Source organism: Ruegeria sp. CDSB113, assembly GCF_059611045.1.
The window spans coordinates 22,010-41,267 of record NZ_JBXWOU010000013.1; the positions used below are offsets into that span (position 1 = coordinate 22,010).

The 19,258-nt window shown below is 58.3% G+C and carries 20 protein-coding genes; 6 read left to right on the top strand and 14 right to left on the bottom strand.

Going from position 1 to position 19,258, the window contains the following annotated elements:
• Positions 1–25: 25 nt before the first annotated feature.
• From AC2FIS_RS18710 to AC2FIS_RS18720, 3 genes are all read right to left on the bottom strand, one after another.
• The gene (locus AC2FIS_RS18710) at positions 26–1,807 is read right to left on the bottom strand and encodes an acyl-CoA dehydrogenase C-terminal domain-containing protein (RefSeq protein WP_496774883.1); all 1,782 of its coding nucleotides are present in this window, start codon (positions 1,805–1,807) and stop codon (positions 26–28) included.
• Between the two features lie 49 nt (positions 1,808–1,856).
• A complete protein-coding gene (locus AC2FIS_RS18715; protein ID WP_058274210.1) occupies positions 1,857–2,258 on the bottom strand; it encodes a MerR family transcriptional regulator in 402 nt (133 codons plus the stop codon).
• A gap of 284 nt (positions 2,259–2,542) precedes the next feature.
• A complete protein-coding gene (locus AC2FIS_RS18720) occupies positions 2,543–2,911 on the bottom strand; it encodes a MerR family transcriptional regulator (protein WP_113790288.1) in 369 nt (122 codons plus the stop codon).
• Positions 2,912–3,028: 117 nt separating this feature from the next.
• Here AC2FIS_RS18720 and AC2FIS_RS18725 point away from each other — a divergent pair, with 117 nt between their 5' ends.
• From AC2FIS_RS18725 to AC2FIS_RS18735, 3 genes are read left to right on the top strand one after another with little or no spacing between them, the layout of a single operon-like run.
• Positions 3,029–3,448 (top strand): PaaI family thioesterase, encoded by a 420-nt coding sequence (locus AC2FIS_RS18725; RefSeq protein WP_058274208.1) that lies wholly within the window; start codon positions 3,029–3,031, stop codon positions 3,446–3,448.
• Positions 3,448–3,966, top strand: a complete 519-nt coding sequence (locus tag AC2FIS_RS18730) for a PaaI family thioesterase (protein WP_496774884.1) — start codon at positions 3,448–3,450, stop codon at positions 3,964–3,966. Before AC2FIS_RS18725 ends, AC2FIS_RS18730 begins: the two co-directional genes overlap by 1 nt.
• 6 nt (positions 3,967–3,972) lie before the next feature.
• Complete coding sequence (locus AC2FIS_RS18735) at positions 3,973–5,289, top strand: MATE family efflux transporter (protein WP_496774885.1); 1,317 nt, start codon at positions 3,973–3,975, stop codon at positions 5,287–5,289.
• Here AC2FIS_RS18735 and arsC read toward each other — a convergent pair.
• From arsC to AC2FIS_RS18755, 4 genes are read right to left on the bottom strand one after another with little or no spacing between them, the layout of a single operon-like run.
• The gene (arsC, locus tag AC2FIS_RS18740; RefSeq protein ID WP_282153753.1) at positions 5,286–5,627 is read right to left on the bottom strand and encodes an arsenate reductase (glutaredoxin); all 342 of its coding nucleotides are present in this window, start codon (positions 5,625–5,627) and stop codon (positions 5,286–5,288) included. The two genes, AC2FIS_RS18735 and arsC, sit on opposite strands and share 4 nt — an antisense overlap.
• A complete protein-coding gene (locus AC2FIS_RS18745; protein ID WP_496774886.1) occupies positions 5,624–6,682 on the bottom strand; it encodes a quinone-dependent dihydroorotate dehydrogenase in 1,059 nt (352 codons plus the stop codon). The genes arsC and AC2FIS_RS18745 overlap by 4 nt, the downstream gene beginning before the upstream one ends.
• Complete coding sequence (locus tag AC2FIS_RS18750) at positions 6,679–7,110, bottom strand: DUF1330 domain-containing protein (RefSeq protein ID WP_496774887.1); 432 nt, start codon at positions 7,108–7,110, stop codon at positions 6,679–6,681. Before AC2FIS_RS18750 ends, AC2FIS_RS18745 begins: the two co-directional genes overlap by 4 nt.
• On the bottom strand, positions 7,107–7,445 hold the full coding sequence (locus AC2FIS_RS18755; protein ID WP_496774888.1) for a DUF952 domain-containing protein: 339 nt from the start codon (positions 7,443–7,445) through the stop codon (positions 7,107–7,109). The genes AC2FIS_RS18750 and AC2FIS_RS18755 overlap by 4 nt, the downstream gene beginning before the upstream one ends.
• Positions 7,446–7,553: 108 nt before the next feature.
• On the opposite strand from AC2FIS_RS18755, the gene AC2FIS_RS18760 reads away from it, so the two are divergent.
• The 3 genes from AC2FIS_RS18760 to mnmH all read left to right on the top strand — a co-directional run bounded on the left by AC2FIS_RS18760 (position 7,554) and on the right by mnmH (position 11,032).
• Entirely contained in the window at positions 7,554–9,131 is a 1,578-nt protein-coding gene (locus tag AC2FIS_RS18760) for a bifunctional metallophosphatase/5'-nucleotidase (protein WP_496774889.1), read from the top strand.
• 140 nt (positions 9,132–9,271) lie between these two features.
• A complete protein-coding gene (locus AC2FIS_RS18765; RefSeq protein WP_496774890.1) occupies positions 9,272–9,937 on the top strand; it encodes an SOS response-associated peptidase in 666 nt (221 codons plus the stop codon).
• Positions 9,938–9,979: 42 nt separating this feature from the next.
• Positions 9,980–11,032, top strand: a complete 1,053-nt coding sequence (gene mnmH / locus AC2FIS_RS18770; protein ID WP_496774891.1) for a tRNA 2-selenouridine(34) synthase MnmH — start codon at positions 9,980–9,982, stop codon at positions 11,030–11,032.
• Here mnmH and selD read toward each other — a convergent pair.
• Genes selD through AC2FIS_RS18805 form a run of 7 tightly spaced genes read right to left on the bottom strand, consistent with a single transcriptional unit; the run spans position 11,023 to position 19,115 of the window.
• Complete coding sequence (gene selD, locus AC2FIS_RS18775; protein ID WP_496774892.1) at positions 11,023–13,182, bottom strand: selenide, water dikinase SelD; 2,160 nt, start codon at positions 13,180–13,182, stop codon at positions 11,023–11,025. The two genes, mnmH and selD, sit on opposite strands and share 10 nt — an antisense overlap.
• 5 nt (positions 13,183–13,187) lie before the next feature.
• A complete protein-coding gene (locus AC2FIS_RS18780; RefSeq protein WP_496774893.1) occupies positions 13,188–13,574 on the bottom strand; it encodes a Na+/H+ antiporter subunit G in 387 nt (128 codons plus the stop codon).
• Between the two features lie 7 nt (positions 13,575–13,581).
• Positions 13,582–13,851 (bottom strand): K+/H+ antiporter subunit F, encoded by a 270-nt coding sequence (locus tag AC2FIS_RS18785; RefSeq protein ID WP_058274196.1) that lies wholly within the window; start codon positions 13,849–13,851, stop codon positions 13,582–13,584.
• Positions 13,848–14,348, bottom strand: a complete 501-nt coding sequence (locus tag AC2FIS_RS18790) for a Na+/H+ antiporter subunit E (RefSeq protein WP_496774894.1) — start codon at positions 14,346–14,348, stop codon at positions 13,848–13,850. Before AC2FIS_RS18790 ends, AC2FIS_RS18785 begins: the two co-directional genes overlap by 4 nt.
• On the bottom strand, positions 14,345–15,889 hold the full coding sequence (locus tag AC2FIS_RS18795) for a monovalent cation/H+ antiporter subunit D (protein WP_496774895.1): 1,545 nt from the start codon (positions 15,887–15,889) through the stop codon (positions 14,345–14,347). Before AC2FIS_RS18795 ends, AC2FIS_RS18790 begins: the two co-directional genes overlap by 4 nt.
• Positions 15,886–16,245 (bottom strand): Na+/H+ antiporter subunit C, encoded by a 360-nt coding sequence (locus AC2FIS_RS18800; RefSeq protein ID WP_058274194.1) that lies wholly within the window; start codon positions 16,243–16,245, stop codon positions 15,886–15,888. The genes AC2FIS_RS18795 and AC2FIS_RS18800 overlap by 4 nt, the downstream gene beginning before the upstream one ends.
• Positions 16,245–19,115, bottom strand: coding sequence for a monovalent cation/H+ antiporter subunit A (locus AC2FIS_RS18805; protein ID WP_496774896.1), 2,871 nt, complete (start codon positions 19,113–19,115; stop codon positions 16,245–16,247). The genes AC2FIS_RS18800 and AC2FIS_RS18805 overlap by 1 nt, the downstream gene beginning before the upstream one ends.
• Positions 19,116–19,258 lie beyond the last annotated feature (143 nt).

Sequence of the window (19,258 nt, forward strand, 5' to 3'; positions counted from 1 at the left end):
AATATCGCCCGGACCCAGACTGAGATCAGAAGTTCGCCGCGTCCAGAGCCATCACTGTGTCCGCACCCGTCTGGATGCGTGCCAGATGCATGCCTGTGGCGGGCAGGCGGCGCGCCATGTAGAAGCGCCCGGTGTTGATCTTGGTCTCGTAGAACTCCTTGTCCGACGCGCCGCCATCCAGCGCATCTTGCGCGGCTTTGGCCATCTGCGCCCACATCAAGCCCAGGCAAACATGGCCGAACATGTGCATGAAGTCATAAGAACCGGACAGAGCATTGTTGGGGTTCTTCATGCCTTCCTGCATGAAGTACATGCCAGCGGCCTGCAGGTCTTTGGACGCAGCCTTCAGCGGTTCGATGAAGGCCTTGTCATAGGCTTCGTCTTTACCAGCGTTGTCTTTGCAGAAGGTCTTGACCATGTCGAAGAACGCCATGACGTGCTTGCCGCCGTCTTGCGCCAGCTTACGACCGACAAGGTCCAACGCCTGAACGCCGTTGGCGCCTTCGTAGATCATCGCGATGCGTGCGTCGCGGGTGTATTGCGACATGCCCCATTCTTCGATGTAGCCATGACCGCCATAGACCTGCTGTGCCTGAACGGTCATGTCATAGCCCTGATCGGTCAAAAAGCCTTTGATGACCGGTGTCAGCAGCGAGATCAGCCCGTCCGCATCTTTGTCGTTAGACCGATGCGCCTTGTCGATCATGGTCGCGCCCCAAAGAATGAACGCACGCGCACCTTCGGTGAAGCTTTTCTGATCCATCAGGTTGCGGCGGATGTCCGGGTGCACGATCAGCGGATCAGCGGGGCCGTCCGGGTTCTTTACACCAGTTACATCACGACCCTGCAGGCGGTCTTTGGCGTATTCTACAGCATTCTGGTAGGCGGCTTCGGCCTGCGACAGACCCTGCATGCCCACACCCAGACGCGCTTCGTTCATCATGGTGAACATGGCACGCATGCCTTTGTGCTCTTCGCCCAGCAGCCAGCCGGTGGCTTCATCATAATTCATGACGCAGGTCGAGTTGCCGTGGATACCCATCTTCTCTTCGATCTTGCCGACCGAGACACCGTTACGCTCGCCCGGCGTACCATCTTCATTGACGATGAACTTGGGCACGATGAACAGGGAGACGCCCTTGATGCCTTCGGGGCCGCCGGGGATCTTGGCCAACACCAGGTGGATGATGTTGTCAGCCATGTCGTGATCGCCGGACGAGATAAATATCTTTTGGCCCGAAATCTTATAGCTGCCATCGCCCTGCGGTTCTGCTTTGGTGCGCATCAGGCCCAGATCGGTGCCGCAATGCGGTTCCGTCAGGTTCATGGTGCCGGTCCATTCGCAGCTGACCATATTGGGCAGGTATTTGTCTTTCTGTTCGTCGGTTCCGTGCGCCAGGATCGCTGACGCCGCGCCGTGCGTCAGGCCCTGATACATCACGAATGCCTGGTTCGCAGCCGAGAACATCTCGCCAACGGCGGTGCCCAGGACGTATGGCATATTCTGACCGCCATACTCTTCCGGCATGTCGAGGCCAGTCCAGCCACCTTCTTTCATCTGCTCAAAGGCGTCTTTGAACCCGGTGGGCGTGTATACGATACCGTTTTCCAACCGGCATCCTTCGGTGTCCCCAACCACGTTCAGTGGGTGCAGAACATTGGTGGCCACTTTGCCTGCTTCTTCCAGAACAGCGCCTGTGAATTCGGCTTCAAGCTCGTTGTACCCCGGAACGTCGGAGTCCGAGATTTTCAGAACATCGTGCAGAATGAACTGCGTATCTTTGGTTGGCGCGTTGTAGACGGGCATGTGAAGCTCCCTTTAATTCATATGTCCGGGTGGTAGGCAGGCGAGGGGGTTACTCGGCAGCCTTTTTGTCTTGTTTGACCGAGGCGATGACTTTCTCGCCCCAGCGCAACTGTTCTTTCAGATCGTCGATCGCCTGGGTCAGTTCCTCACGGCGTGCTTCCATGTCTTCCAGACGCTCGCACGCAATTTCATAGGTGCGCGATATCTGCGTCATCTGTTGGTCGCCGACATGGTAAAGGTCCAGAAGCTGGCGAATTTCTTCAAGGCTGAACCCAAAGCGCTTGCCGCGCAGGATGAGTTTCAGGCGGGCACGATCACTTTTGGTGAACAGCCGTTTCTGACCTTCACGGATCGGAAACAAAAGCTCTTTGGCCTCGTAAAACCGCAACGTGCGGGGCGTGACATCATATGTCTCGCACATTTCTCGGATGGTCATCAGATCTTCGGTCATGGTTTCAGCACTCTCGTCACTGGCGTCTATGAAAGTCAGTTGCGCAGTCGATGCGCACGTTACAACACGTAGATGACGTTCACGTAATGTGAACGCTGCGTCACAAAATAAGTTTACGTAACTGCCCCGTGCGTCAAGTCGCGGATTTCTGACTTTTTCAGGTTTAACGTAACGGAATTTGAGGACGCCAATACCCACAGAGCGACCTGGCGCGCCTTAAAGCACGCCCGGAGTATGCGTATGTCTTTTCGATTTTTTAGGTTCGCGACGGTACGCCGCCGGAATCACTTTAGCGATTTGGCCGTTTGATCGCGCATCTCGGTCAGGGCATCAATTGCCTCGTCCAATTGCTGCTTTTGCTGGTTCAATTCGACGATCTGCTTATCGGCGACGTCGACAAAAGCACGCATTTGGATCTCGTTGCCCTCATTTTCATAAATCAGCAGCCATTGCCGGATATCTTCCAGCGAAAACCCATATTTGCGGCCGCGCAGGATCAAAGTCATGCGTGCGCATTCCCGCGGACCATAAAATCGCGACCTGCCTTCCCGATCGGGTTGCAGCAATTCGATGTATTCATAGTAGCGCAGGGTACGTGGAGTCACATCGTACTCGGCGCACATCTCTTTGAATGACAAACGGTTGTCGGACATTCCTGATCTCCTCTGGCGCAGACTATGTTTTGTCAGCGGCAAGCGCAACCGGCGGGCTTGCTCTTTTGGCGGACACGGGCTCATAAAGGGATAAATCAAAAGAACGGATTTAAGTACATGGTCGACAAAGCCGCGATTGCGCGCCAATTCATCGAGGCGATCCCGCATGCAAAGGCGTTGGGTCTTAAATTGACCTCAATCGGAAATGGCGAAGCGGGTATTACAATGCCGTACAGCAAAGAGCTTGTTGGCGATCCGCGCACCGGGGTGATTCATGGCGGTGCTGTTTTCGCCGCATTGGATACCTGTTGTGGTGCCGCCGTCATGAGCCATCCGTCGGCTCCCGGCGGTACGGCTACAATTGACCTGAGGATCGACTATATGCGGGCGGCAACACCGGGACAGACGATAACGACCCAGGCGACATGCTACCACATCACTCGGAACGTCGCCTTTGTGCGCGCGACGGCGATGGACGAAGACGAAGGTCTTCCGGTGGCCACAGCGGCAGGGTCATTCACGGTGGAGGGTCTGTAATGGCGCGACCTCGTCCCGAACCCGTCCAGGTCGTAAAACAACGCCGGGATGCGGCGCTGAATGCTATAGTCGATGGTGTGCCTTACATCCGGTTCCTCGACATCGGCTTTGATCGCCGCGGTGATGAACTGACTGGCGTGTTGAACTTCGACCAGAAACTGATCGGCAACCCGTTACTGCCCGCATTGCACGGCGGCGTCACGGCGGCGTTTCTAGAAGTCACGGCCGTCATCACGCTGAGTTGGGAGTTCTTGCTGCCCAAGATCGAAAGCGGGGAACTGAATGCCAGTGATATCGCCGACTATGAAACGGTACGTTTTCCAAAGACCGTCGATTTCACCGTCGATTATCTGCGGTCAGGCCTGCCGCGTGATGCCTATGCACGCGCGTTCATCAGTCGGGCCGGGCGTCGCTATGCCTCTGTCCGGGTCGAGGCCTGGCAGGACAATCACGCGAAGCTCTTTGCACAGGCTTCGGGGCATTTCCTGATGCCGCAGCCCACTACCGACGGAAAATAGAGCGCTATGCAGGACGCTTCGGCACCCATTACGCATAAGCGGGTGCTCCGGATTGCAGCGCCGATCGTATTGTCCAATGCGACGGTGCCAATTCTGGGGGCGGTGGATACTGGTGTCGTGGGGCAGTTGGGTCAGGCGGCCCCAATCGGTGCGGTCGGCATGGGTGCCGTTATTCTGGCCACCATCTACTGGGTGTTCGGGTTCCTGCGTATGGGGACAACCGGTCTTGCTGCCCAGGCACGTGGTGCAGGGGACACGGCGGAAACCGGAGCCTTGCTGATGCGCGGGCTATTGTTGGGCGGCGCGGCAGGTTTGTTCTTTATCCTGACACAAGTTTGGTTGTTCTGGGGGGCGTTCGCCCTGTCTCCAGCCAGTCCCGAGGTCGAGTCGCTGACCCGTGCGTATCTGGAGATCCGTATCTGGGGTGCCCCGGCGACAATTGCTCTGTATGCGGTGACGGGTTGGCTGATCGCGGTCGAGCGCACCAAGGGTGTGTTCGTTTTGCAGATCTGGATGAACGGCCTGAACATCGTTCTGGATCTCTGGTTTGTTCTTGGTCTTGGCTGGGGTGTCGAAGGTGTCGCCATCGCGACGCTCATCGCCGAATGGACCGGATTGGCGCTTGGCCTTTGGCTGTGCCACGACGCTTTCGCTGGAAATCAGTGGCGCGACTGGCCCAGGATATTTGACCCCGCGCGTCTGCGCAGAATGATGCAGGTGAACGGCGATATCATGGTACGTTCGGTGCTCTTGACCGGTGCGTTTACCACTTTTTTGTTTGTTGGTTCCGATCTGGGGGACGTCAATCTGGCGGCAAATCAGGTGTTGCTGCAATTTCTTGAGATCACGGCTTTTGCCTTGGACGGTTTCGCATTCTCTGCCGAGGCGCTGGTGGGCAGCGCGGTCGGTGCACGTGATCGCGCCCAGGTACGGCGCGCGTCGATCATGGCCTCGCAATGGGGCGTCGGAGGTGCGTTTGCCCTGGGTCTTGTGTTTTTTCTGACCGGACCATCCCTGATTGATCTGATGTCAACCTCACCCGAAGTACGGGTTGCCGCGCGCGAGTTCCTGCTCTGGGCGGCCCTTGCGCCGGTGATCGGCGTGGCCAGCTGGATGTTCGACGGTATCTATATCGGGGCGACCTGGACCCGCGCCATGCGGCAGGCGATGATCCAGTCCGTCGCGATCTATGTGGTGGCCCTGTTCCTGCTGGTGCCGACGTTCGGTAATCATGGGCTTTGGGCCGCGCTGATGGTCCTGAACATCGTGCGTGGGGTCACGTTGGGATGGCGATACCCTAAGCTGGAAGCGCAGATCGCTTAAAGCAGCGACAGCAGGTTTTCGGGCGGACGACCAATCGCGGCCTTGTCGCCGGCAATGGCCAGAGGACGCTCGATCAGGATGGGGTTTTCCGCCATAGCCTGGATCAGGTCATCATCGGGCGTTGTTTTTGACAGGCCCAGTTCCTTGAACCGCTTTTCGCCTGTCCGCATCATCTCGATGGCCGGAATTCCCAATTGGGACAACACCGCGCGCAGTTCATCAGCCGACGGCGCATCCTCCAGATATTTGCGAACCTTGACGGTCGCACCTTTTTCTTCCAACAACGCCAGACCTGTGCGGGATTTTGAACAGCGCGGGTTATGCCAATATTCAATCACAGCCAGTCCTCTCTTTTGCTGCCAACGGCCTCTGCGACCGAAGTGAACCCGTCTTGCGCCAGCAGGTCATCCAGACCTTCGGCAATTTCTGCGGCCAGTGAAATGCCGCCATAGACCATGGCCGTATAGAACTGCACGGCCGAAGCCCCGGCGCAGATCTTGGCGTAAGCCTGCTTTGCCGTCCCGATCCCGCCAACGCCAATCAACGGGATTTGCCCGTCGGTCAACTGGCTAAGTCGTGCCAGAACGCGGGTCGATTTCTGGAATAACGGTGCGCCGGACAGACCGCCTGCTTCACCCTTATGGGCACTGCGCAGACCATCGCGTGACAGGGTTGTGTTGGAGGCAATCACCGCATCCACGCCGGTTTCGCGGGCCACATCGGCGATGTCTTGCAATTCGCCTTCGGTCAGATCCGGAGCAATCTTCAGGAAGATTGGCAAGGGGCGGGGCAGTGCGTTGCGTGTCTCAATCACGCCACTTAGCAGTGCACTCAGGGCCGCCTTGCCCTGCAGGTCACGCAGTTTTTCCGTATTCGGGGATGAGACGTTGACTGTGGCAAAATCCAGATGCGCGGCGCAATGGGCCAGGACCTTGGCGAAATCGCCGGGGCGGTCGTCGCTGTCTTTGTTGGCACCCAGGTTCAGGCCAATCACCGCGTCCTTTGGACGGTCAGCCAGCCGGCGGGCCATGACCTCCATGCCTTCGTTGTTGAATCCGAACCGGTTGATGGCGGCCATGTCCTGGGTCAGGCGGAACAGGCGCGGTTTCGGGTTGCCGGGCTGCGGGCGCGGGGTCACGGCGCCGACCTCGATAAACCCGAACCCTGCGCGGGACAGGGGCGCAAGAACCTCACCATTCTTGTCGAATCCTGCGGCAAGACCAACGGGATTCGGCAGGTCCAATCCCGCCACTTCGGTGCGCAATCGAGTGGACGTCACCGGACCCGGCGCAGGGGCCAATCCGGCCTTTAGCGCCTTGATCGATAATCCGTGGGCTGTCTCAGGATCCATGCGGTGCAGGGCTGCCAGCCCCAGTTTTTCAGTCAGTTTCATCCGAATGCCTCTCCGCCACCGGTAGGGGCGCATCGTATAAGGCGCGAGGTTTCGACGGCGGCTTGGCGGTGCACCACGGCCATTTGGTAAACCGGGTCCGTCACCATTTCCAGAAACGCGTGCGCAGTGGGATAGCGGGCGATGAAAACTGCGTCCCAGTTTTCGTTTTGCGGGCCGATCAGTGTCGTCTGAAACACGCCGCGCCATAGGATCGAAGCGCCAAGGCGCGCTATGATCGGCGCGGTTTCCGAGCCGTACCTGCCGTAAGCCTGCTGGCCGGTCAGCCCGGCATCCGCGAGTTTGTGCCCTGTGGGATACTCAGCGGCGTTGCGGAACTTCACCAAGTTCAACATCTCGATCGGGTGGTCCCGATCAAGGTCTTTGAAGGCCTCAAACTGGGCGCGGTCCGGATCGACAAAATTGGTCATTCCATATCCTTGGGAAACTGATGAGCGGTTCCATCAAAGGGCAGGGCGCGCGACCAGACAACATCGGTCATTCGGATCTGCCGATAAAGATGCGGGAAAAGCGCGCCACCGCGCGAAACCTCCCATTTCAGGTCGTCACCCATTGCATCAGCGTCACACGCCAGCAGGGTCAGCTCTTCGACCCCGGCAAAATGTTTGGCGGCTGTTTCTGCGGCCTGCTTGGCGGTCGAGAAATGAACAAACCCGTCAGAGACATCTATCGGAGCCCCGTCTGATGCACCTTGTGCCTGTAGCATGGCCCATTCATCGGCCCGAAAAATTTTGTAAATCAGCATGCGGTCGTGATGCACCGGGCCACGGGTAGAATCAAGCCGGATTTCCCCCTTTGACTCTCGGCGTTGCGCGTCGCAACATCTCCGCAATTAACAATAGGGAGTTAAACTATGCTCACCCGTCTTTTGACATCTGCCGCGGTGCTCAGCCTGACCGCAGGCATGGCATTTGCCGAGTACAAACTGACGATTCTGCACACCAACGATTTCCACTCGCGTTTTGAGCCGATCAACAAATACGACAGCGGTTGCGGTGATGAAGACAATGCCGAAGGCAAGTGCTTTGGCGGTTCCGCGCGCTTGGTCACTGCGGTCGAGGAGGCACGTGGCCGTGCAGAAAACTCGATTCTGGTTGATGGCGGAGACCAGTTCCAGGGATCGCTGTTCTATACCTATTACAAGGGCAAGGTCGCGGCCGAGTTCATGAACAAGCTGGGCTACACCGCGATGACCGTGGGTAACCACGAATTCGACGACGGCCCCGAGGTTCTGCGCGGCTTTATCGACTCGGTCGATTTCCCGGTTCTAATGTCCAATGCGGATATTGCGGACGAAGAGTTACTGACCGACAAGATCAAGAAATCGACCGTGATCGAAGTTGACGGCGAAAAGATCGGCCTGATCGGCCTGACACCTATCGACACTGATGAGCTTGCCTCGCCCGGTCCGAATATCTCGTTCTCGGACCCGGTGCCTGCGGTTCAGGCTGAGGTGGACAAGCTGACCGGTGAAGGCGTCAACAAGATCATCGTTCTCAGCCACTCGGGCTATGGTGTGGATCAGCGCGTTGCGCAGGAAACCACCGGAGTTGACGTGATCGTTGGCGGACACTCGAACACATATCTGTCGAACACTTCGGACAAGGCCGCCGGCCCGTACCCGACCGTCGTCAACGGCGTACAGATTGTCCAGGCCTATGCTTACGGCAAATTCTTGGGTGAGCTTAATGTGACCTTTGACGATGACGGCAACGTGGTCGAGGCTGCTGGCGAGCCGCTGATCATGGACAACACAGTCACCGAGGATCAGGCCGCGCTGGATCGTATTGCCGAGCTGGCCGTGCCATTGGATGAAATCCGCAACAAGGTGGTTGCAAACTCTGCCGATGCCATCGAAGGCGACCGCGCTATTTGCCGCGTCCAGGAATGCCAGATGGGCAACCTTGTGGCCGACGCAATGTTGGCACGCGTCGCGGATCAGGGTGTGAAGATCGCGATTGCCAACTCGGGCGGTTTGCGGGCCTCGATTGATCCCGGCGACGTGACCATGGGCGAAGTGCTGACCGTGCTGCCGTTCCAGAACACGCTCTCGACCTTTGAGATCAGTGGCCAAGGCGTCATCGATGCGCTGGAAAACGGCGTCAGCCAGGTGGAAGAGGTCAAAGGCCGCTTTCCGCAGGTTGCAGGTCTGACCTTCACCTGGGACCCGGCCGTTGCGCCAAACGAAGGGCGTATCGCTGAAGTCATGGTTGCCGACGGAGACGGGTTTGTTCCCATCGATCCGGCCGCGACTTATCTGGTGGTCACCAACAACTACGTCCGCAATGGCGGTGACGGCTACAAGATGTTCTCGGGCGACGACAAGAATGCCTATGACTTTGGCCCCGATCTGGCCGATGTAACGGCAGAATACCTGGCCGAAAACGCGCCCTACACGCCTTATCTGGATGGGCGGATCAAGCAGAAGTAAACCTGCTTCGATAAACAACCCAAAAGGCCGCGTTTGACGCGGTCTTTTCAGTCTTATGGTCAGAAACGGCTTGATGGTGTTCCACTCGGTATCGGCGCGGGCGACATTAACCTACAATTTCTGAAAAAGGGACAAGGCCTATGTGCGGACGGTTTGCCGTAACACTTCCCAACGATGCAATGGCGCAGCTTTTTTCGGCGCGCCCGGCTAACACTTTGCCTGCGGTGCCAAATTTCAACGTCTGCCCGACCAATCAGGTGCATGTGGTGCGCGCGGGCGAAAACGGGCGCACGCTGGACCCGCTGCGCTGGGGTTTTTTGCCCCATTGGTACAAGGCGGAAAACGCAGGACCTCTGCTGATCAACGCGCGGGCGGAAACGCTTGCCGAAAAGCCCGCCTTTCGTGCCGCGTGCCGCGAACGCCGCTGCCTGATCGCCGCGACGGGGTTCTATGAATGGACCAAGACGGAACAAGGCGACCGGTTACCGTGGTACATTTTCCGTCAGGACAATGCACCGATTGCCTTTGCCGGTGTTTGGCAGGATTGGGGGCCTGAAGATGCGCGGCAGGGCACTTGCGCCATCGTCACGACGAAGGCCAACCGTCACCTCAGCGCGATCCATCATCGCATGCCTTTGATTCTGGAACCCGATGACTGGCCGATGTGGCTGGGGGAGGCCGGAAAAGGGGCCGCGCGTCTGATGCAGCCAGGGGACGAAGATGTCCTCAGCTATCACCGCGTCAGCCCGACCGTGAATTCGAACCGCGCCAGCGGGCCGGAATTGATTGAACCAATCGAAACCTAGCCCTGCCTTTTCATTCACGGCTTTGCGGGATAGACCTCTGACATGGTTCTGAAATTCGACAGTTTGCCCGATCTATATGCGCATGAATTTGACACGGTGATCGACGTGCGCAGCCCGGCGGAATTTGACGAAGACCACCTTCCCGGCGCCATCAGCCTGCCTGTTCTCGACAACGAAGAACGCGCCCGCGTCGGCACGATCTATGTTCAGGAAAGTCCGTTTCTGGCCCGTAAACTGGGGGCCGCGCTGGTGTTTCGGAATGCGGCCAATCACATCGAGAACAGCCTGTCCCATCATGAGGGCGGATGGCGACCGTTAGTTTACTGCTGGCGCGGCGGGCAAAGATCGGGTTCGTTCACATGGATGCTACAACAAATCGGTTGGCGGGCCGAAGTGGTCGAGGGTGGCTACCGCAGCTATCGCCGGTTGGTGAAACGGTATCTTTATGATGACCCGCTACCGCATCGCCTGATCGCGCTGGACGGATATACCGGCACGGCGAAGACCGAACTATTAGTGCATCTTGCGGCTCGCGGCGTTCAGGTTCTGGATCTAGAGGGGCTGGCCAACCACCGTGGGTCCTTGCTGGGTGATATGCCCGGTGGACAACCCAGCCAAAAGGCGTTCGAGTCTGCCCTGTCGTCTGTGCTGTGCCGTCTGGACATGTCGCGCCCCGTGGTGGTCGAGGCGGAGTCGTCCAAAATCGGGTCTCTGATCCTGCCGCCGACGCTTTGGGCGGCCTTGCGCCAAGCCCCACGCATCCAGATAACAGCCTCTGTTCATGCGCGTTCGGACTACTTGGTATCCGCCTATAATGACGTTCTGTCGGACTCTGACCGCCTGCGCGACCGCCTTTCCCCGCTGCGGTTTCACCGCGGGCATGGCGTGGTGGACGGTTGGCTGGACATGATTGACGCTGGTGACAAACGCGCACTGACTCAGGCGTTGATCGAGCAGCACTATGATCCTGCATATGCCAAATCTGCCCGAGTGCGCAGTTCAGACGTTATCGCGAATATCCATGCGTCGGCGCTGGATCATGCTGGCTTGTCTGCAACAGCAGCGCAGATCGAAGCCATCCTGGATCAGGTTTGAACCCGAAGCCCCGGTGCATCGGTCATGTGCCCAATGATTACGGCAGGATACCCCACTTCGCGCAAAGCTTCGCAGATCATCTGTCCTTGATCCGCTGGTACCGCGGCCAGTAAGCCTCCCGCGGTCTGAGGATCATACAGCAGGTCAGCTTTGCCGCCCGTTGGTAATTCGGGCGTAATCGTGCGATTGTCTTCGAATAAGGTTGACTGGATGCCCTGCGCGGCCAGTTCCCGCGCTCCATCCATAACCGGAATTGCCTCCAGATCCAGGGTGGCACCGCAACCCGAAGCCTCGGTCATGCCCAGCAGGTGTCCAGCCAGACCAAATCCCGTTACATCGGTCATCGCATGTGCGCCTGCCAATATTTCCGAAGCCCTGCCTTGTGGCTGCACCATATGTGCAAGGGCCGCCGCAACCCATTCGCCCTTTGCTGCGCCCGCCATCTCTGCCGCCATCAGAACGCCGCTTCCCAATGGTTTGGTCAGTATCAAAGCATCACCGGATGTCGCGCCAGATAGTGTAATCGGGTCGGCGTCGCACAGGCCAGTCAGGGTGAACCCGATCGTCATCTCGTCGCCCATCGAGCTGTGGCCGCCGACAATCTCGGCCCCGGCGTCACGGATGACGTCGCTGGCCGTTGCCATGATCTCGGCCATGGTGCGACGCTGAAGGGTTGGCGACATGCGGGGTAGGATGATCGTCGCCGTGGCGGCCTGCGGTTTGGCCCCCATGGCCCAGATATCCCCGAGCGCGTGAACCGCTGCAATGCGTGTCATCAAGGCGGGATCGTCCACGAAGCCGCGCAGATGGTCCGAGGTCATGACCTGCCGAGCACCCCCGGTCTGCAACAGGGCGGCATCATCGCCGGGCAGTGGCGTCACGTCCGCACGAACAGGGGCGGGCAGATAGGCAAGCGCGGATTGCAACGCGCCGCGCCCGACTTTGGCACCGCAGCCCCCGCACATGGGTTTATCGCCCAAGGCTTCGGTCAAACCGGCCGCGTGATGGCGCGGCAAGGCCGGAGGCTTCATCTGCGGCAGGTTGCGAAACTTGTCCATAAAGCTTTGATCGATGTGGTTCTTCCATTTCCACATCAACGACCCGCCGAACGAGGTCCCCAGCCGCTCCCCCAATGCAGACTTGCCGCCTAATGAAATCAGCTTGAGGTAATCTTTTTGCGGCTCATACCGACGCGCAACACCTGACCCTAAGGCGGCCCTTAGGTTTTGGTACAATACGGGGGCCTCGCGCACCGCGTAAACGCCGGCTTTGGGGCGGGGGTTTTCTGTCAGATGTGCGCAGTCGCCCGCTGCAAAAATCGCAGTATCGCTGGACTGCAGGTGCCCGTCGACGCGGATGAAGCCGTCCTGAAGGTCCAGCCCTGTATTCGCGATCCAGTCATAGGGTTTTGCACCGGCCGCACCGGTCACAAAGCTGGCTGCGATTTGGCGGCCATCTTGCAATGCGACGTGATCCTTGGCGATGTGCGAAACAGATGCCTGTTCGACCACTTCGATACCCAGATCAGCCATTGCCTTGCGAATGGTCTGCGCGGACTTGGGATGAGTCGCCGTCAGGGCATGTGCGCTGTCAATCAGGGTCAGGTGCGCGGTGCGTCCCTTGGTGCGCAAGGCAAAGGCCATAGCCATGATGAGCTCAGCCCCGGCTACCCCACCGCCAATCACCGCGACCGTAGCATCACCTGATCCTTCCAGGTACTCTGCCCATCTGGCAGCAAACGGACCCAGCGGTTTGGCGGGAACGGCATGCTGGTCAAAGCCGGGCAGGGCTGGCATGTCCGATGTAATCCCCACATTGACTGAAGCCACGTCAAACGCCACCGGGGGACGGTCTGGCACATGAACCTCGCGCCGGTCTGGGTCGATGCCGGAAACCGCGCCCAGAATGATCCGCGCGCCGGCAAAGCGGGCTAGTTTGACCAGATCTATGTTCAGGTTCTGACGTGCGTAGTGCCCGGCGACAAAGCCCGGCAACATCCCCGAATATGGCGCGGTGGGGCCGGGGTTAATCACCGTCACCCGCGCGCCGGGCAGGGGGTTCATGCCCCACTTGCGCAGCAACAAAGCATGGGTGTGACCGCCGCCGATTAGAACCAGATCGCGGGTTAGGGGCAGCGGTGGGTGGTGCATCAAACTCAGGACTTGCTGTGATCAGGGACGTCTTCGACTTGCTCAACCGCGTGCGTGGCCCAAAGTCCGTCCTCGCCCGCATCCGGCAGATCGCTGGGCTTTTCATGACGGTGAATGTGCCATTTGGCAATGAACAGGGCCGTGATCGGCGCGGTCAGGAACAGGAACAGAGTGATCAGAAGCTCGTGCAGCGACAGGTGCTGTTCGATCAGAACCGAGTGGCAGATCGATGCCAGCAACACGCCACCCACGCCCAGGGTCGTCGCCTTAGTGGGTGCGTGCAGGCGCGACATCGGGTCTTTCAACTTGATCATGCCGTAGGACCCGACAAAGCCAAAGATGCCTGAGATGACCAGGAAGAAGGCGATCAGAAGTTCTACGATGAAACCCATTCGACCCTCACTCGATGATATTGCCACGCAGCATGAAGCGCGCGTAGGCAACCGTTGAGACAAAGCCCAGCATGGCGATGATCATGGCGGATTCGAAGAACACTTCGGTTCCCAGAGTCAGACCATATAGGATCAACAGCGCGATCGTGTTGATGACCATCGTATCCAGAGCCAGAACGCGGGTGCCGACGCCGTCTGCGGTGATGATCCGCCAAAGGCACATCATAATGGCCGCGCCGAAGCAGGCGAATGCAAAGGCGATTGCAATGTCGATCATTCGAAAATCTCCTTCAGGCGACGCTCATAGCGGCTTTTGATCTGGTCGCGCACGGCATCAGGGTCGGGGGCATCCAGACAATGCACCAGCAGGTTGTGCCCCTGCGCAGACAGATCGCTGCTGACGGTTCCGGGGGTCATGGTGATCGTACCTGCCAACACTGTGATAGCCTCAGGTGTGCGCAACTCCAGCGGGATCGAGATCCAGGCCGGCTGACGATCTGCGTCGCGTTTGAACAGGATAATCCGGGCAACGGTGATGTTCGCGATCACGATGTCCCAAAGCACAACCAGGATGTATTCAACGACCATGGGCCAGTTGCGCAGCTTTGGGCGATCAGGCCAGTAGGGCTGTGTGATGAAGGGAATGATGATGCCCAGGATCAGGCCAAAAACCAGCGAATTCAGCGTCAAGTTGTTGGCCAGCAGGATCCACACGATGGTCAGCAGGAACGTCAGATGCGGGTGCGGAAATATTCGGTGCAGAAGTCTGATCATGTGTCGCCTCCCAATACGGCTGCGATGTAATCTTCGGGTGTGAACAATTGCTCGGCCGTTTTATTGGTATACTCCAGCGCAGGTCCCGCAAACAGAGTCAGCAGCACAAGGCCGATCGCCATTGCGCATACGGCGGTGAAAGCCAGCCCGGGGTTGGGTTCGGGCGCAGGTGCGGACGGGGTTTCTTCTTCGTTTTCAGGGTCCATTTCCGTGTTGTGCTGGGCATCATGGCTTTTCCAGAAGATCAACGAGCCCGCTCGGGCAAGGCCAACAATGGTCACGAAGGAACCGATCAGGATTACGGCCCAGATGGCGTTTGCATCCGGTGCGTCCCGTGCGGCGTCCAGCACCAGCAGTTTGCCGACAAAACCCGATAGCGGCGGCATGCCCGCCAACGCTATGGCACCCACAAAGAACAGAGCAGATATCAGACCCGTTTGCGGCATTGGTGCAGTCGGGGCAATCGCGCCGCCACGGCGCTCCATCACCAGATCGGCGACCAGGAACATAAGCGCTGTGGCCAGGGTCGAATGATACACATAATACAGTGCCGCCGCTGTGGCCGTTTCAGTGAACAGCGAGATCGCGATCAGCAATGTTCCCATCGAGGTGATGGCGCAGAACGCCACCATCCGCGCGATATGCTGTGTGCCCAGAATGCCGATGGCACCAACAGCCAGCGTCACCAAAGCGGCGGGTTGCAACCAAGCACCAACAAGCCCCTGCGTAGCCTCAACCTCTGGGCCGAAGCCCAGTGTGTACATCCGCAGGATCGAGTAGGCGCCAACCTTGGTCATGATCGCAAATAGGGCGGCCACGGGCATGGGTGCGCTGGCGTAGCTCGCCGGTAGCCAGAAGTGCAGCGGCAAGACAGCGGCTTTGATGCAAAACACCAGCAGCAGCAAAACCGCACCAACCCTCAGCAGGGCGGTGTCATCCGCTGGCAATTCGGCCACTCGCACGGCCAAGTCGGCCATGTTCAACGTTCCGGTCACAGCATAAAGCGTGCCTAAAGCAAACAGGAACAGCGTGGACCCCAGCAGGTTATAGGCCACATATTGTACGCCAGCTTTCAGCCGTACTGCACCGCCCCCATGCGTCATCAGGCCATAGGAGGCGATTAGCAGAACTTCGAAGAACACGAACAGGTTAAAGGCATCGCCAGTCAGGAATGCGCCACAGACACCCATCAACTGAAAGTGGAACAGGGCGTGAAAATGTTTACCCCGGTCGTCCCAGCCAGAGGCGATAGCATAAAGCACGATCGGCAAAGCCAACAGTGCAGTCAGAAGCACCATCATGGCTGATAGCCGGTCCAACACCAGAACGATGCCAAAGGGCGCAGGCCAGTTACCCAGTTCATAGACCTGAATATCGCCACCCGCGGCCTGTGCGGTGATGGTCAGGGCAATACCAATAAGGGCCACCACACCGGCAACCGAAAAGATGCGTTGCAGGTCCAGGTGAAAGCGTAGGACCATGATGATGAACGGGGCCAGGATCGCGGGCAGGACGATTGGCGCAACGATCCAGTGGTTCATGCGTCTTCTCCCGGCGCGTCGACGCTGTCATTGGCGTTCATGTCGATATGGTCATCCTTCGAGGACAGGTAGGCGCTGAGTGCGATCATCACGATCACAGCGGTCATTCCAAACGAGATCACGATGGCCGTCAGCACCAAAGCCTGCGGTAGCGGATCGGTATAAGGCACCTCTTTGTATTTGTTCAAAACGGCAGGCGCGTCCAAAGCCAACCGGCCCGTAGCGAACAGGAACACGTTCACTGCGTAAGTCAGCAGAGACAGGCCCAGAATGACAGGGAAGGTCCGGCGGCGCAGGATCAGGAATATCCCGGCAGCAGTCATGACGCCAACGGCAGAGGCTACGAGCGCTTCCATCAGACCTGCTCCTTGTTTTCTTCTTCTTGCGGTGGATTATCCCGCAATGGGTTGATATCCATCGGGAATTCCTGTGCCATACCCGGTTGCCACGCAAATCGGGACAGGCTGTCCAGCGCCAGCATTACCGCCCCCAGAACAGCAAGGAACACGCCGGTGTCGAACAGGATGGCGGTGGCCCATTCGAACTCTTCCAACGGTGGCCAGTGAATATAGCCAAAATCGCTGGTCAGGAATGGACGATCGTTAAACCACGCACCCAGACCTGTAGCCGCGGCAATCAGCACGCCCCAGCCGATAGAGCCATGGTAGTAGAACCTCTGGCGTTCGATGGCCCAAGTATAGCCGCTGGCCATGTATTGCATCAGGAAGGCGATTGCGACGACAAGGCCCGCGATGAAGCCTCCGCCCGGCTGATTGTGGCCGCGGAAAAAGATATAGGCCCCGACCATCAGCGCGATGGGCATCATCATCCGGGTCACGACCACCATCATCAACGGATGCGAGTCCCCCGACTGTGGCCAATGCGGTTTCCTGTTCAGCAGATAGCTGCGGACATTGGTGCCCAAAACAGCCTCGGTCAGGGCAAAGATGATCAGCGCGGCAATACCCAGAACGATGATTTCGCCAAAGGTATCAAAGCCCCTGAAGTCCACGAGGATGACGTTGACCACATTGGTGCCGCCACCACCTTTGTACGAATTCGCCAGATGGAATTCCGAAATCGTCGGAAAGGCAAAATCCCGCAGCAGCAGCGCATAGATCAACGCGCCCGAACCAATGCCCGCCACGACTGAAATAGCCGCGTCCCGCCAGCGGCGCGCGGCGCTGCTGTCCCAAGGCGTATCCGTGGGCAGGAAGTTCAGCGACAGCAGCAGCAGGATCATCGTGACCACTTCGACCGAGATCTGCGTCAGCGCCAGATCCGGGGCGGACAGATAGTTGAAGGCCATCGAAACGATCAGGCCGACAACACCAATCAGCACCAGCGACAACAGGCGATTGCGGTGGAACCACATAATCGCCAGCGTTGCACCCACAAGGCAGATCCATCCGATAAGCGGTATGATCTGAATGGGCAGCGCCTCTCGCGTTTCGGGGCCAATCGTGCCGGTTGTATAGGCATAATAACCCAGCGCGAGGGTGAAGCCGATCATGATGATCGCGTAACGGCTGAGGACGCCGTTGTGCAAAGTATCGGTGATCAACCGACTGAGTCTTGTCAGCACGCCGATCGCGGTGTCAAAGATCACCTTGGCGTCGGGGCGTGGCAGGGCATTCCAGATTTTCTCTTCATGCCGATGCAAGCTCAGCAGGAACAGACCGCCCAGTGTCGCGACCACGGACATATAGAGGGCAGGCGTAAAGCCGTGCCACAGTTTCAGCGAATAGTAGGGCAGCTTCTCGCCGCCAATGACCGCGCTGGACACAACGGCGACCAGGGGCCCCACGATGGCGGCAGAGTTCAGCCCGATCAGTACCACCAGCACGACAAGGAAGGCAGGAGCCAGCCACAGACCAACTGGCGGATCATGCGGATGGGCCGGGTAATCATGCCGCTCCGGACCCAGGAACACGTGGCTGACAAACCGGAAGGAATAGGCCGCTGACAACAGCGCCGCCAACAATGCCAGACCCGGCACAAGATAATGAGAGTGCAGCCATGTGGTGTGAACGGTCTCTTCCAGCATCATTTCCTTGGACAGAAACCCGTTCAGGGGCGGTATGCCCGCCATCGACAGAGCGGCGATCGTGCCAATCGTAAACGTAATTGGCATCAGGTGGCGTAACCCACCCAGCCGCTTGATATCGCGGGTGCCGGTCTCATGGTCCACGATCCCGGCGGTCATGAACAGCGCGGCCTTGAACGTGGCATGGTTGATGATGTGAAAGATCGCGGCCACGGCTGCGATCTTTGTGCCAAAGCCCAGCAACATGGTGACCAGCCCCAGATGCGACACGGTCGAAAACGCGAGAAGGGCCTTGAGGTCATCCTTGAACAACGCGATCACCGCGCCCATCAGCATGGTGATAAGTCCAGTTGTGGCAACAATGTAGAACCAAGCGTCGGTGCCGGCCAAAACGGGCCACATCCGGGCCATCAGGAACAACCCGGCCTTCACCATGGTGGCCGAGTGCAGATAGGCCGAAACGGGTGTTGGAGCCGCCATGGCGTGGGGCAACCAGAAATGGAATGGGAATTGCGCCGACTTGGTAAAGCAACCCAGCAGGATCAGGATCAACGCGGGCAGGTAATAGGGCGACGCCTGGATCAGCTCTTTGTTCTGCAAAATTACGCTTAGGTCATAGGACCCGGCGATATTGCCCAGGATCAGCATCCCGGCAATCATCGCCAACCCGCCAGAGCCGGTCACTGCAAGCGCCATCCGCGCGCCTTGACGTCCTTCGGGCAGGTGTTTCCAATATCCGATCAACAGGAAGGAGCTAAGCGATGTAAGCTCCCAAAAGATAAGCAAAAGCAGTATGTTGTCCGACAAAACAATCCCGACCATCGCGCCCTGAAACAGCAGAAGATAGGTGTAGAACTGCCCCATCGGGTCTTCGCGCGAGAGGTAAAATCGTGCGTAGAGGATGATAAGTAACCCGATACCAAGTATCAGCAAGGCAAACAAAAAACCCAAGCCATCCAGCATGAAATTTGCGTTCAACCCAAGGGCTGGTATCCACTCGAACCGGGCGGTCACAACATCGCCCCGCATCACAGACGGGATGTGGATCAGCAAACCCATCAGCGCCAGAAATGTGGTCAACCCAGCAGCAGAAGCGGCTGCATTTCGTCCTGCCCTGATCAGAAGAGCTGGAAAAACAGCGCCGAGAAAAGGAAGGGCCGCGATGAGGAATAGGGACAAGTGCGATACTCCGTTCTGGGCGGTCAAGTAGTACTGATTTTGTAAGGATAATTTTCTTACTGTCCAGCTAATACAACTCATTTGCCGCGCGCCAACACAGCGAGGCTGCGGCTTTTGCCCGCAAAAATGACGTGAACTTGAAC

Excerpts from the sequence above, each read along its gene's own strand:
- AC2FIS_RS18785 (WP_058274196.1), bottom strand. The coding sequence starts at position 13,851 with ATGATCGACATTGCAATCGCCTTTGCATTCGCCTGCTTCGGCGCGGCC.
- AC2FIS_RS18755 (WP_496774888.1), bottom strand. The coding sequence starts at position 7,445 with ATGCTGATTTACAAAATTTTTCGGGCCGATGAATGGGCCATGCTACAG.
- AC2FIS_RS18780 (WP_496774893.1), bottom strand. The coding sequence starts at position 13,574 with ATGGGTTTCATCGTAGAACTTCTGATCGCCTTCTTCCTGGTCATCTCA.
- AC2FIS_RS18745 (WP_496774886.1), bottom strand. The coding sequence starts at position 6,682 with ATGAAACTGACTGAAAAACTGGGGCTGGCAGCCCTGCACCGCATGGAT.
- AC2FIS_RS18800 (WP_058274194.1), bottom strand. The coding sequence starts at position 16,245 with ATGGAAGCGCTCGTAGCCTCTGCCGTTGGCGTCATGACTGCTGCCGGG.
- AC2FIS_RS18795 (WP_496774895.1), bottom strand. The coding sequence starts at position 15,889 with ATGAACCACTGGATCGTTGCGCCAATCGTCCTGCCCGCGATCCTGGCC.
- AC2FIS_RS18765 (WP_496774890.1), top strand. The coding sequence starts at position 9,272 with ATGTGCGGACGGTTTGCCGTAACACTTCCCAACGATGCAATGGCGCAG.
- AC2FIS_RS18760 (WP_496774889.1), top strand. The coding sequence starts at position 7,554 with ATGCTCACCCGTCTTTTGACATCTGCCGCGGTGCTCAGCCTGACCGCA.
- selD (WP_496774892.1), bottom strand. The coding sequence starts at position 13,182 with ATGCACCACCCACCGCTGCCCCTAACCCGCGATCTGGTTCTAATCGGC.
- AC2FIS_RS18750 (WP_496774887.1), bottom strand. The coding sequence starts at position 7,110 with ATGACCAATTTTGTCGATCCGGACCGCGCCCAGTTTGAGGCCTTCAAA.
- AC2FIS_RS18715 (WP_058274210.1), bottom strand. The coding sequence starts at position 2,258 with ATGACCGAAGATCTGATGACCATCCGAGAAATGTGCGAGACATATGAT.
- mnmH (WP_496774891.1), top strand. The coding sequence starts at position 9,980 with ATGGTTCTGAAATTCGACAGTTTGCCCGATCTATATGCGCATGAATTT.
- AC2FIS_RS18720 (WP_113790288.1), bottom strand. The coding sequence starts at position 2,911 with ATGTCCGACAACCGTTTGTCATTCAAAGAGATGTGCGCCGAGTACGAT.
- AC2FIS_RS18735 (WP_496774885.1), top strand. The coding sequence starts at position 3,973 with ATGCAGGACGCTTCGGCACCCATTACGCATAAGCGGGTGCTCCGGATT.
- AC2FIS_RS18725 (WP_058274208.1), top strand. The coding sequence starts at position 3,029 with ATGGTCGACAAAGCCGCGATTGCGCGCCAATTCATCGAGGCGATCCCG.
- AC2FIS_RS18730 (WP_496774884.1), top strand. The coding sequence starts at position 3,448 with ATGGCGCGACCTCGTCCCGAACCCGTCCAGGTCGTAAAACAACGCCGG.
- AC2FIS_RS18790 (WP_496774894.1), bottom strand. The coding sequence starts at position 14,348 with ATGATCAGACTTCTGCACCGAATATTTCCGCACCCGCATCTGACGTTC.
- AC2FIS_RS18710 (WP_496774883.1), bottom strand. The coding sequence starts at position 1,807 with ATGCCCGTCTACAACGCGCCAACCAAAGATACGCAGTTCATTCTGCAC.